Raw genomic sequence first — 12,976 nt, 5'->3', positions numbered from 1 at the left:
CGGCGGCTACTGGGGACCGGGAGGGTACGGGGGATACGGCGGATACCCGGATACGGCGGCGATGGATACGGGGCCGGCGGCGGCCACCGCCCCTGACCCGAGCCGCGGCGCGCCCCGCGACGGGTGGTCCGGCAGCAGCCCCGTACCCGGTCCGTCAGCCGCCCACGATCCGGAGCGACACCCACAGTGCCAGCACCGACGGCGCGAGCGCGGCCGGCACGGCGAGCAGCCCGAGCCGGGTGAACTCCCCGAGGCCGACGCGGTGCCCGCGCCCGCGTACGATCCGCCGCCACAGCAGCGTCGCCAGCGACCCGGCGTAGGTCAGGTTGGGGCCGATGTTCACCCCGAGCAGCGCCGCGAGGACCGCGCCGGGCCCGGAACCGGCGGTCAGCGGCAGCAGGACCAGCACCGCGGGCAGGTTGTTGATCAGGTTGGACAGGACGGCGGCGAGAGCCGCGATCCCGGACAGCGCGGCCGGCCCCGCCCCGTCGGGCAGCGCGTCGCCGAGCGCACCGGCGAGCCCGTTGTCGACCACGGCGCGCACGACGACGCCGAGCGCGAGCACGAACGCCAGGAAGGCGGGAGCGGCTGCCCGCACCACCGCCGACGCGGGCGCCCGGCGCCGCAGCAGCGCCCGCCCGGCGAGCACCAGCGCCCCCGCCGGGGCCACCCACCCGGGCGCGACGCCGACCGCGGACGCCACGACGAACCCGGCCAGCGTGCAGCCCACCGTCACCAGCGCGAACACCGGCAGCCCGGGCGCCCGGGCCGGCTCCGGCACGGCGACCGGTGCGGTCAGGTCGTCGGCGAAGAAGCGCCGGAACACCAGGTATTCGGCGCCGACCGCGACCAGCCAGGGCAGCGCCATCAGCGCCGCGAACCGCGTGAAGCTCAGACCGCTCGCCTCGAACGCGAGCAGGTTGGTGAGGTTGGAGACCGGCAGCAGCAGCGAGGCCGTGTTCGACAGATGGGCGCAGGCGTACAGGTGCGGCCGGGCCCGGACGCCCATCCGGGCGGCGGTGGCGAGCACCACCGGCGTCACCAGCACGACCGTGGCGTCCAGGCTGAGCACGGCCGTGATCAGCGAGGCCAGCGCGAACACCGCGGCCAGCAGCCGCCGTGGACGCCCCGCCGCCCACCGGGCCGTCCACGCCCCGCACGCCGTGAACAGCCCCTCGACGTCGCAGAAGTGGGCGAGCACGAGCACCGCGGCCAGGAATCCGACCACCGGCGCGAGCTGTTCGATCTCCGCCCGGGCGTGCTCCGGGGAGATGACCCCGGTCACGATGGCCACGCCGGCCGCCGGAACCGCCACCACCGCCTCGGGCAGCTCGCGCGGCCGGGCAACGGCGAAGACCAGGACGACAACCAGCAGCGCCACGGAGAGGACTTCGGCGAGCGGCGTGTTCAGGGTCGTCCTCCGGGAGGCGAGCAGGTCAGGCCCGCACAGGAAAGCACCCCCGGGTAAGAGGGCCGCTAACTCGCCCCAGGTCAGGGACCAGAGCCCGCGCTGAACACCGTCAGCCGCACCGAGGACGCGTTGCCGCCCACCGGCACCTCACCGGCCGTCCACGGCACCCTCAGCGGGTCCCGCTCGTCCGGCGGTGTCACCAGCAGCGCCGCCGGGGTGGCCGTACGGGCGCCGCTGATCTCCGGGCTGGAGTACGACAGCCCCGCCCACGCGCTGTCGCCCGGCGCCAGCGTCACGGTGCCGGGGGAGGGGCCGGGGGAGCGCTGCGGGTCCGGGCCGAGCTGCCTGCCGGATGCGTCGACGAAGGCGGCGCCCGGATAGCCGTGCACGGTGCAGGTGCGGCCGGAGGTGTTGGTCAGCACGACCGGGAAGTTGCGCTGCCCGGCACCCGGGTCCATCCGGCCGACGGACGCCCGCAGTTCGGAGGTGTGACAGCGGGCCGTACCGCCGGCGAGCGCCGGGGCGGCGGTGCGAGCCGTACCGGATGGCGTTGGTGACCAGCTCGCTCACCACCAGCTCGGCGGTGAACGACGCCTCGGTCAGCGCCCACACGCCGAGCTGCTCGACGACCTGCTTGCGGATCGGGGCGACCAGCGCCGGGTCCGCGGGGATGTCCCAGGTCGCCACCTGGGACGCGGGCAGCCCGCGGGTGCGGGCCACCAGCAGGGCCACGTCGTCCGCGGCGCCGCCCGGCGGGAGCAGCGCGTGCAGCACGCGGTCGCAGGTCTCGTCCAGCGAGTCGGTGGAGCCCGACAGGGCCGCGCACAGCAGCTCGTGGCTGGCGTCGACGTCCCCCAGCTGCCCCGGCTTGGCCACCGCCTCGGGGGTGCCCGGGTTGACCGACTGGTGGGCGGCCCGGCGCAGCCCGATCGGTGTGGCCGGCGGCCCGGTGGGACCGCCGTCGTTCGCCGGCGGATCGAGCAGGTCGACGCTGACGAAGTCGGCGAGCGCGGGCACGCACACATCGGCCAGCTCCTGCGCCGTCCGGCTGACGTCGAGGGTGCTGCCGATGCGCACGCTGGCCTGGTTGACCAGCTGGAGCCGCTCCCGTGCGAGGTACTGTTCGGTGAGGTCGTGAGCGGTCACGCAGGTGCCCCACACGCGGCCCGCGCCGTCGGTGAGCGGGGTGATCCGGGACAGCCAGGCCTGCGCGTGGCTCTCACCGGCGGCCTTCGCGTACGCGTGCATCTCCGCCGGGCGGCCGGTCGCGAGCACCCGCCGCATGTGCGTCTCCAGCTCCCGGGTCTGCGGGTGCACGCCGATCTCGACGGCCCGCAGGCCCAGGATGTGCTCGGCGGGCAGGTCGAGCAGGGCGGCCATCGCGTCGTTGACGCCGCGCAGCCGCAGCCGCTCGTCGAAGACCAGGGTGGCGCAGGGGGACTGCATCACGGCCGCCCTGACCAGCGGGTCGTCCTGCTGCTGCGGGACCTTGCCGCTCACCGGCGTGACGGTGAGCCAGTCGCCGGGGCCGTCGCCCTCGGGCTGTCTGCGGTGGGCGAGCACCCACACGGACACGGCGTGGCCGTCGCGGTGCCGCAGCGAGAGCGTGCCGCTCCAGCGGGCCTGGCCGGACGCGGGGAGCGGGCCCGCGCCGTCGTCCGCGAGAGGGTGCACGGCGGGACGGCCCACCACCTCGGCTGCCGTGTGGCCGAGCAGCCGGCGGGCACCCTCGTTCCAGGCGGTGAGCATGCCGTCGGCGCCGATGACGGCCCGGGCCGTCGCGACATCGTCGAACGGAACGTCCGGGCTCATCGTCGCCACTCCATCGCACACTCACAGTGAACCTGTGGGCCATTTCTGCTCAAGCCTAGTGCGTTTCCGACCACCCCGGACGGGAACCGGGATCCCGCCGGGGCCACGCGGGAGACCAGGGGAAATCCGGCCGATAGGGCCCGTGGTGCAGAAGTACGTGACCGTACCCTTGACGGCCGTGTGTGGCGCCCCGTCAGAATCTGTTTGTTCACGATCAGTTGTGAGTACTTCTGAGCCCTGACGAGGGAGAGCCGCCCATGACGGTCACTCGAAGATCGGTACTGATCGCCTCCGCGGCCGCGCCGGCGGCCGGAGCGCTGGCGAGCGCTCCGGCGGCGCGGGCCGACGAGGCTGCACGCGACGCGCCCGGCCGCCGCATGGTCGCCCTGCGGGACGGCTGGCGCTTCGCACTGGTCAACCCGGGCGGCATCACCGACCCGGACGGCGCGTACGCCAAGGCCGCGGAGCCCGGCTACGACGACTCGGCCTGGCGCGAGGTCGCCGTCCCGCACGACTGGAGCATCGAACAGGCACCGACCACCGAGCACGGCACCACCAGCGGCACCGGCTTCCTGCCCGGCGGCCTCGGCTGGTACCGCCTCGCCTTCACCCTGCCGCCCGCCTTCGCCGGCAAGCGGATCTCGGTGGAGTTCGACGGCGTCTACATGGACTCGTACGTCTACTGCAACGGCAAGGAGGTCGGCCGACACCCCTACGGCTACACTGGCTTCGCCCTCGACCTGACCGGCCTGGTGCACACCGACGGCCGCACCGAGAACGTGATCGCGGTCAAGGTCCAGAACCGGCTGCCCAGCAGCCGCTGGTACTCCGGCAGCGGCATCTACCGCGAGGCCCGCCTGGTGATCACCGAGCCGGTGCACGTGGCGCGCTGGGGCACCCAGGTCACCACACCCGAGGTCGACGACGAGCGGGCCGTCGTCCGGATGCGCACCTCAGTGGTGAACGCCTCGGGGGCCGCGGCCGAGGTCGAGATCAGATCGAGCGTGCAGGACCCCGAAGGCCGCACGGTGGCCCGCGCCTCCTCCACGGTCACCGTCACCGACGAGACGGCCGAGACCCACGAGGTCACCGTGCCCGACCCCCGGCGGTGGGACTTCGCGAGCCCGGAGCGCTACACCCTGCACACCGAACTGCGCGTGGGCGGCGAGACCGTCGACACCTACCGCACGGTCTTCGGCATCCGCACCTTCCGCGTCGACCCGGACGAGGGCTTCCAGCTCAACGGCGCGTACACCAAGTTCAAGGGCGTCGACCTGCACCACGACCTCGGCGCGCTCGGCGCGGCCGTCAGCATCGACGCCATCCGCCGGCAGATGACCATCATGAAGTCGATGGGCGTCAACGCCCTGCGCACCTCCCACAACCCGCCCGCGCCGGAGATGATCGAGGTCTGCGAGGAACTCGGCATCGTGATGCTGGTGGAGGCCTTCGACTGCTGGAAGAGCCCCAAGACGCGGTACGACTACGGCCGGTTCTTCGACGAGTGGGCCGACAAGGACGTCGCGGAGATGGTGCTGGCCGCCCGCAACTCGCCGGCCGTCATCATGTGGTCGATCGGGAACGAGGTCTCCGAGTTCACCTCGACCGCCGGGCTCGCCATGGCGGACCGGCTGATCGCCGCGACCAGGGCGTACGACGACACCCGCCCGATCGTGATCGGTTCCCACCGGCACCGCAGCGTGCCGGCCGCAGGCTCCCCGGCCGACCTGATCCTCGCCAAGATCGACGGCCTCGGCCTCAACTACAACACCGCCAAGTCGGTGGACGCGCTGCATGCCCGCTACCCGAAGCTGTTCCTGTTCGAGTCGGAGTCGTCCTCGGAGACGTCCTCCCGCGGCGCCTACCAGGAGCCCGAACACCTCAACACGGGCGAGAACTACACCCCGGGCAGGCGCGCCACCTCGTCGTACGACAACAACCTCGCCTCCTGGACCATGAGCGGTGAGTACGGCCACAAGAAGGACCGGGACCGCAAGTGGTTCGCCGGGCAGTTCCTGTGGTCCGGCATCGACTACATCGGCGAGCCCACGCCGTACGACGTGTTCCCGGTGAAGGCGTCCTTCTTCGGCGCGGTCGACACCGCGGGCTTCCCGAAGGACATGTACTACCTGTTCCAGAGCCAGTGGGTCGGCGAGCCGATGGTCCATCTGCTGCCGATGACCTGGAACCACGAGGAGGGCGACACGGTCGAGGTGTGGGCGTACTCCAACGTCGACACCGTCGAGCTGTTCCTCAACGGAAAGTCCCTGGGGACACGGAGGTTCGACACCAAGAAGACCGTCGACGGGCGGACGTACCTGGAGACGACCGAGGCGACCGGCGACGACAAGACCTTCACCGACGGCCCCTACCCCGGCAGTTACACCAGCCCGAACGGCAGCGCGGGCAAGCTCCACCTGACCTGGAAGGTGCCCTACAAACCGGGCGAGCTGAAGGCCGTCGCCCGGCGGGACGGCCGGGTGGTCGCCACCGACGTGCTGCGCACGGCCGGGGAGCCGTATGCCGTACGCCTCACGCCCGACCGCAAGTCCCTTGCCGCCGACGGCCGTTCGCTGGCGTTCGTGACCGCCGAGGTGGTCGACCGGCGGGGCGTGGTGGTGCCGGACGCCGAGCACCTGATCTCCTTCTAGGTGGCGGGCGGCTCGCTCGCCGGGCTCGACAACGGCCGCCAGGAGAGCGCCGAGCGCTACCAGGCCAGCACCCGCACCGCCTTCCACGGCAAGGCGCTCGCCATGGTCCGCTCCGGCACCCGGACCGGCACGGTCAAGGTGACCGCCCGCGCCGAGCGCCTGCGCACGGGCACGGCGACGGTGCGCGCCACCCCGGCCGCCTCCCGCGCGACCACGCCCGCGCCCCGGTTCAAGCCGGACCATCCGGCGCCGCAGAACTACCCTCACGCGGAGGCCAGTTACTCCGGCCGACCGGACACCCTGCCCGCGGCCATGCTGGACGGCGACGCGGCCACCGGCTGGTCCAACGGCTTCCTCAAGGCGGCCACGGCCCTGCTGCCCGCCTTCGACGGGGCCCGCACCGAGGACTGGGTGTCGGTCGACCACGGGCGCACGCGCACCTTCGACCGGGCGGACGTGTCCTTCACCGTGAACGGCAAGCACAGTCTGCCTGCCGCCGTCGAGGTCACGGTGTGGAACGGCCGGGAGTGGCGGCCGGTGAAGGGGACCCGGACCGACTGGGCCACCGCGTCCGACGCCCCGACGGTGATCACCTTCGACCCCGTCCGCGGCTCCCGGATCCGGCTCACCATGACGAGCCGTTACCCGGACGAGGCGAGGGGCGCCCTGCGGATCAGCCGCCTGGCGACCTGATCCCGCACGCCGTGCGGTCCGGACGGGACACGGTCAGCCAGTCCTGTCCGGACCGTTGACGGGGCGTCATGACTGCAACAAGCATGTGCAGCTGTCCGCATCTGGGAGCGCTCCCACGCCGAGCGTCACCCGCACCTCTCCCGAGGAGCCCAGACGTGCAACGACGCAGAACCGCACTCCTGTCCCTGACCGGGCTGCTAGCAGCCGCCCTCACGGCCCTGCCCGCCGCCCCCGCAGGCGCCGAGGAGACCGAGCAGGTCAGGAACGGCACCTTCGACACCACCACCGACCCCTGGTGGACGACCGCCAACGTCAGCGCGGCCCTCACCGGCGGCCGGCTGTGCGCCGACGTCCCCGGCGGCACCGCCAACCGCTGGGACGCCGCCATCGGCCAGAACGACATCACCCTCGTCAAGGGCGATTCCTACCGCTTCTCCTTCGCCGCCGACGGCACGCCCGCGGGCCAAGTGGTGCGCGCGATCGTCGGACTGTCGGAGCCGCCGTACGACACCTACCACGAGGTGACCCCGCAGCTCAGCGTCTCAGGCGACACCTACTCCTACACCTTCACCTCGCCCGTCGACACGACGAAGGGCCAGGTCGGCTTCCAGCTCGGCGGCAGCGCGGAGCCCTGGCGGTTCTGCCTGGACGACGTGTCGCTGCTGGGCGGGGTGCCGCCCGAGCCGTACGAGCCCGACACCGGGCCGCGGGTGCGCGTCAACCAGGTCGCCTACCTGCCCTCCGGGCCGAAGAACGCCACCCTCGTCACCGACGCCACGGCGAAGCTGCCCTGGCAGCTGAAGAGCGGTGACGGGACGATCGTCGCGCGGGGCTCGACCGTGCCGCGCGGCGTCGACGCCTCCTCCGGGCAGAACGTCCACTCAATCGACTTCGGCGCGTACCGCAAGAAGGGCACGGGCTTCCAGCTGGTCGCCGACGGGGAGACCAGCCGCCCGTTCGACATCGACGCGGGCGCTTACGACCGGCTGCGCCTGGACTCGGCGAAGTACTACTACACCCAGCGCAGCGGCATCGCGATACGCGACGACCTGCGCCCCGGCTACGCCCGCCCGGCCGGCCACGTGGGCGTGGCGCCCAACCGGGGCGACCGGGACGTGCCGTGCCAGCCCGGCGTGTGCGACTACCGGCTCGACGTCAGCGGCGGCTGGTACGACGCCGGCGACCACGGCAAGTACGTCGTCAACGGCGGCATCTCCACCTGGGAACTGCTGAGCACCTACGAACGCGCCCGGCATGCCCGCACCGGGCAGCAGGACAAGCTCGGCGACGGCACGCTCGCCATCCCGGAGAGCGGCAACCAGGTGCCGGACATCCTCGACGAGGCCCGCTGGGAGCTGGCGTTCCTGCTGAGGATGCAGGTGCCCGACGGCAAACCGCTGGCCGGCATGGCCCACCACAAAATCCACGACGAGCAGTGGACCGGCCTGCCGCTGATGCCGCACGCCGACCCGCAGAAGCGGGAACTGCACCCGCCGTCCACCGCGGCGACCCTGAACCTGGCTGCGACGGCCGCGCAGGCCGCCCGCCTGTACAGGTCCTACGACCGGGAGTTCGCGGCGCGGACACTGGCGGCCGCCCGCAAGGCCTGGGCGGCGGCGCTCGCCCACCCGGACCGGTACGCGTCCGAGAGCGACGGCATCGGCGGCGGCGCCTACCCCGACACCGCCGTGGCCGACGAGTTCTACTGGGCGGCGGCCGAGCTGTACCTCACCACGGGGGAGAAGCAGTTCGAGACCCACATCCTGAACTCCCCGGTGCACACGGCCGACATCTTCGGCCCGCTCGGCTTCGACTGGGCGCGCACCGCGGCGGCGGGCCGCCTCGACCTGGCGCTGGTGCCGAGCGCCCTGCCCGGCCGGGACAAGGTGCGCCAGTCCGTCGTCAAGGGCGCCGACCGCTACCTGGCCACCCTGAAGGCACACCCGTACGGCATGCCGTACGCCCCGGACGACAACACGTACGACTGGGGCTCCAGCCACCAGGTCCTCAACAACGCGGTCGTCCTCGCCACCGCGTACGACCTCACGGGAGCGGCGAAGTACCGGGACGGCGCGTTGCAGAGCATGGACTACATCCTGGGCCGCAACGCGCTGAACATCTCCTACGTCACCGGCTACGGCGAGGTCAGCTCCCAGAACCAGCACGCCCGCTGGTACGCCCATCAGCTCGACCCGAGCATGCCGAACCCGCCGCAGGGCACGCTCGCCGGCGGGCCGAACTCGAGCATCCAGGACCCCTACGCGCAGAGCAAACTCCAGGGCTGCGTCGGTCAGTTCTGCTACGTCGACCACATCGAGTCCTGGTCGACGAACGAGCACACCATCAACTGGAACGCGGCGCTGGTCCGGATGGCGTCCTTCGTGGCGGACCAGGGCTGAGCGGGGCGAAGAGCCCGCGCCCGGTGGCCGGCGGCGGGCTCCTTCCGGTGTCCGGCTTACGGGGTGACGTTCTTGACCGGGAGGTCAGCGCTCGCGCCCGCCATGTAGTAGTCCTTGGGCGCGGAGAAGAGCACGAACTCGTTGTCGTAGTCGCGGATTCTGGTCTGGACGAGGAAGTTGCCCTGCGCGTCGGTGGTGGTCTGCGCGTTGTACGCGGACTCCCAGTAAGTTCGCAGCAGGACCCGGGGTCCGGCGACCGGACCGTGCCCGGCGGGCCAGGAGACCTTGCCGGTGACGACGAGATGGTCACCGGCCTGCACTCTGGTCCGGTTGACCTTGTAGGTGATGGCGCCGGCGACGGGCTCGACGGCGACCGTGTGGTGGGCGAAGAAGAAGTGGTGGTCGTTCGGGTCGCCCGGGTCGTAGGAGGCCTGGAACTGCACCTCGTTGCTGGGGAACAGGTAAGGGCTGGGCTCGTCCTCCCAGCGGTCCGCCCTGACGTCCGCGAGGGAGAACCGCCCCTCGGCGTCCGTGCGGACGGTGCCCAGGTCGCGGGTCTCCCGCTCGGTGGGGTCGATGGGGTCGTACCACGGGTTCCAGGTGTCGTACTGGACGGACTCGTGGAGCTTGACCGGGGCGTCGGCCACCGGAGTGCCGTCATCCTCGGTGACGGTGCCGGTCAGGTCGACCGTGCGGTGGCCGAAGTCGGTCGTGGCGGGGCTGCTGGTGAGGGTCACCTCGAAGGGAGCCTCGGGCTCGGGGCCGGGCGGGTCGTCGGCTCCCTGGGCTGATGGGGCGCCGGCCATCAGGGTGGCCAGGACGAGGGCGGCGGCCGTGGTGAGACGGGCGGCCGGTAAGCGCATCTGCACGTGAACTCCATTGGTGACTGGTCGGTTGGCGGTTCTGGCACCGGGTTCGACACGTGGGACCTCACCTGTGGTTGTGGACGTCGCCGAGAGTGCGGTGTTTGTGCATGGCGCGTTCAGCCGCCGGTAACCTGCTTGTCGGTGGTTGTTCGGGGTTCGTGCTCGACGAGCTCTCCGGGCCGCTCGTGCGCGGTCAGGGAGTGGACCTGGGCCCGACTGAGGGGCTCGTGCACCTCGACGTACTCGCCGTGCGGCAGCCGCTTGATCACGCCGGTCTCCCGGCCGTGCAGCACCAGTTCCCGGTCGCGGAGCTGGAGACCCAGGCAGATCCGCCGGGTGACGACGAAGACGGCCACCGGGACGACGAGCAGGGCGATCCTGATCGCCCACGTCACCGTGTTGACCGACAGGTGCAGGCGGGTGGCCACGATGTCGTTGCCGCCGCCCGCCAGCAGGATCAGGTAGACGCTGATCCAGGCCGCCCCGATCGCCGTGCGCACGGGGCGGTTGCGCGGCCGGTCCAGGATGTGGTGCTCGCGCTTGTCGCCGGTGAACCTGGCCTCCAGGAACGGGTACACGCCGATGAACGCGAGCAGCAGTGGGAACGCCACGACCGGGATCAGCACCCCGAGCGCCAGCGTGTGACCCCACAGGGTGACCTCCCAGCCCGGCATGATCCGCACCAGACCCTCGGCGAAGCCCAGGTACCAGTCCGGCTGCGCACGCGTGGAGACCTGGTCGGCGCGGAAGGGGCCGTACGCCCAGACCGGGTTGATCGTGGCCACCGCCGCCAGCAGCGTGGGGACGCCGAAGACCAGGAAGAAGAAGCCGCCCGCCTTCGCAGTATGGACGCCGAGCCGGCCGTCGAACCAGTCGGCGACGCGCTCGCCCTTTCCGGGACGTTCCGCCGCGTCGGGTCGCTCCACAGGGGTGGGCCGCTCCACAGCGGTCACTGCTCCTCCTTGCGTACGTGCGTCAGCTTGTCGGGGTTGGCCACGACGTACACGCCGCAGACCCGGTCGCCCTCCGGGGTGAGGTCCAGGACCATCACGGCGAAGGGCGCGTCGCCCTGGAACAGCACGGCCGCGTCGTCGCCGTTGACCCGCCGGTAGCGCAGGTCCAGCTCCGGCGGGAAGCGTCGCCGCGTCGCCTGCGCGGCGAGCAGGCGGGCCGCCTTGACCCGGCCGTGCACCGGGCGCAGACCCCCGGCGCGCGGCCTGCCGCCGCCGTCCGTCCACACCGTCACGTCCGGGGCGAGGATCTCCATCAGCCCGGCGATGTCCCCGCCGAGCGCCGCCCGCACGAACCGCTCCGTCGCCTCCCGCCGCACCCGCGGATGCGCCCGGTACCGCGGCCGGCGGGCGTTCACATGCCCCCGCGCCCGGTGCGCCAGCTGCCGTACGGCCGCCGGGCTGCGGTCGATGATCCCGGCGATCTCGGTGAGCGGGTACCCGAACACCTCGCCCAGCACGAACACCGCCCGCTCCAGCGGGGTCAGTGTCTCCAGCACCACCAGCAGGGCCATGGACACCGACTCGGTGCGCAGCGCCGGATCGTCGGCGCCGACGTCGGTGTCGTCGGCGACCAGCGGCTCCGGCAGCCACGGGCCGACGTACGTCTCGCGGCGCCGGCTGATCGCGGCGCGCCGCCGCAGCGCGTGGTTGACGGCGACGCGGACGAGGTGGGCCCGCAGGTTGGCGATCCCGTCGAGCGGGGCGCCCCCGCCGCGGGCCGTCCAGGACAACCAGGTCTCCTGGAGGACGTCCTCGGTGTCGGCGACGGTGCCCAGCAGGTTGTAGACGACGCCGAACAGCAGCTCACGGTGCTCGACGAAGACCCCCATCGCCTCGTCGAGCCGGGCGTCGGCGCCGGGAGCGGGTGTCTCGGACTTCGGTGGCATGCGCGGCCCTCCCCAGTGGCGTGCTCACCACTACGAGGTGCGGCGCGGCCCGGATTGTGACATCGGACGGGCGGAATGTGACCCGCATCTCACCGGGAGCCCGTCCATGACAGTCGGCCCCCACGTCTCCGGTACCGTCCGGTAACCGCCGTGACCTGCTTTTATTTACGAGTAAGTACCCGAGAGGTACCGTGAGGGCATGCCAGCTCTCAACGTGGAGTTCAGCGACCGCGAACTGGAGGACCTGCGGCAGATCGCCAAGGAGCGCGGTACGTCGATGAAGGCCCTCGTGCGGGAGGCCGCCGCGGCTGACATCGCGCGGCACCGGGCGCTGCAGGAGGGCGCGGAGGCGTTCCGCCGGTTCTTCGCCTCCCACGCCGACGAGTTCGCGGCCGCCTTCCCGGACGACGAACCGGCGGCCAAGGGCGCGGGGCGGGTCGCCTGACCGATGGCACCCCCCGTCCTCCATATCGACGTGCCCTGGCTGCTCCAGCGTCACGAAGAGGTCCTGCCGGACCAGCCCACCATCAACGACTTCTCCGCGCTGGTCGCCGCCGTCGCCCGGCACCGCGTCGACCCGCCGCGCCTCGGCGTGGACTCCGACCCCGCCTGGCGGGCCGCCGCCCTGCTGCACACCCTCGCCCTGCTGCGGCCCCTGCCGTCGGCCAACGCCCGCTTCGCCTGTGCCACGGCCGTGGCGTACATGTTCGTCAGCGGCGTCGGCATCGACCCGCCCTACGGCGCCCTCGTCGACCTGGCCCGCGATCTGATGTCCGGTACGACGGACGTCTACGGCGCGGCGGACCGGCTGCGCTCCTGGCAGATCTGAGACCCGGCAGCCGGGCTCTGGCGGCGGCATGCCCTCGGGACCGCCGGCCGAGGGCGGGAGGAACAAGGCCGGCGGCCCGGGCGCACAGGAGAGCAGTCGTCCTGCGCGCGGCCTTCAGGGAAGGGCCGCACCCAGTGCACTACGCCGGCGCGTGCGCCGGGAGCGTGCGCGGCGCACCCGGCATGTGCGTGCGATTCACACGGGGCGCATGAAATGTCGAAAACAGGTGCGAGCGAGCACGCTAGCCCATGCGTTTCTGACTTTCTTTCAACGAGGCGGATGTGGTCCGAGTGCCTTGTTGGCCCCGAGTGACTTGTGCGAGAGTGAACCACCGTGTGGGGGGTAATGGCCGGGTGTCACGCGCGCGTTGACGAGCCGGGTCCGAATCGCCGTGGGCCCTGCCCGTGGTGAATTC

At 72.2% G+C, this 12,976-nt stretch carries 7 protein-coding genes and 3 pseudogenes; 4 read left to right on the top strand and 6 right to left on the bottom strand.

Annotated elements, in window-relative coordinates; translation table 11 throughout:
• Positions 1-154 precede the first annotated feature (154 nt).
• From H8R17_RS07705 to H8R17_RS07700, 3 genes and pseudogenes are all read right to left on the bottom strand, one after another.
• Entirely contained in the window at positions 155-1,411 is a 1,257-nt protein-coding gene (locus H8R17_RS07705) for an SLC13 family permease (protein ID WP_187822448.1), read from the bottom strand.
• Positions 1,412-1,491: 80 nt separating this feature from the next.
• The gene (locus tag H8R17_RS46495; RefSeq protein WP_262505089.1) at positions 1,492-1,869 is read right to left on the bottom strand and encodes a DUF4232 domain-containing protein; all 378 of its coding nucleotides are present in this window, start codon (positions 1,867-1,869) and stop codon (positions 1,492-1,494) included.
• A 73-nt stretch (positions 1,870-1,942) separates the two neighbouring features.
• Positions 1,943-3,223, bottom strand: a pseudogene (locus tag H8R17_RS07700) (PAS domain-containing protein); the annotation flags it as partial.
• Between the two features lie 257 nt (positions 3,224-3,480).
• On the opposite strand from H8R17_RS07700, the pseudogene H8R17_RS07695 reads away from it, so the two are divergent.
• Both H8R17_RS07695 and H8R17_RS07690 read left to right on the top strand, forming a co-directional pair.
• Positions 3,481-6,567 (top strand): annotated as a pseudogene (locus H8R17_RS07695) (glycoside hydrolase family 2 TIM barrel-domain containing protein).
• Between the two features lie 155 nt (positions 6,568-6,722).
• Positions 6,723-8,966, top strand: coding sequence for a glycoside hydrolase family 9 protein (locus H8R17_RS07690; protein WP_187822377.1), 2,244 nt, complete (start codon positions 6,723-6,725; stop codon positions 8,964-8,966).
• Between the two features lie 56 nt (positions 8,967-9,022).
• Here H8R17_RS07690 and H8R17_RS07685 read toward each other — a convergent pair whose 3' ends face one another.
• From H8R17_RS07685 to H8R17_RS07675, 3 genes and pseudogenes are all read right to left on the bottom strand, one after another.
• A complete protein-coding gene (locus H8R17_RS07685) occupies positions 9,023-9,835 on the bottom strand; it encodes an acyl carrier protein (protein ID WP_187822376.1) in 813 nt (270 codons plus the stop codon).
• A gap of 113 nt (positions 9,836-9,948) precedes the next feature.
• Positions 9,949-10,683 (bottom strand): annotated as a pseudogene (locus H8R17_RS07680) (ubiquinol-cytochrome c reductase cytochrome b subunit); the annotation flags it as partial.
• A 98-nt stretch (positions 10,684-10,781) separates the two neighbouring features.
• The gene (locus H8R17_RS07675) at positions 10,782-11,732 is read right to left on the bottom strand and encodes a sigma factor-like helix-turn-helix DNA-binding protein (protein WP_187822375.1); all 951 of its coding nucleotides are present in this window, start codon (positions 11,730-11,732) and stop codon (positions 10,782-10,784) included.
• Positions 11,733-11,931: 199 nt separating this feature from the next.
• Between H8R17_RS07675 and H8R17_RS07670 the strand changes: the two genes are divergently transcribed.
• A complete protein-coding gene (locus tag H8R17_RS07670; RefSeq protein ID WP_187822374.1) occupies positions 11,932-12,177 on the top strand; it encodes a hypothetical protein in 246 nt (81 codons plus the stop codon).
• A 3-nt stretch (positions 12,178-12,180) separates the two neighbouring features.
• Positions 12,181-12,561: a toxin Doc gene (locus H8R17_RS07665; RefSeq protein ID WP_187822373.1), complete on the top strand. Its 381-nt coding sequence runs from the start codon at positions 12,181-12,183 to the stop codon at positions 12,559-12,561.
• Positions 12,562-12,976: the final 415 nt, after the last annotated feature.

Source organism: Streptomyces sp. TRM68367 (assembly GCF_014495685.1).
Lineage (GTDB): Bacteria > Actinomycetota > Actinomycetes > Streptomycetales > Streptomycetaceae > Streptomyces.
The sequence above is the reverse complement of the archived record's forward strand: the minus strand, read 5'-3'. Positions and strand labels throughout refer to the sequence as shown.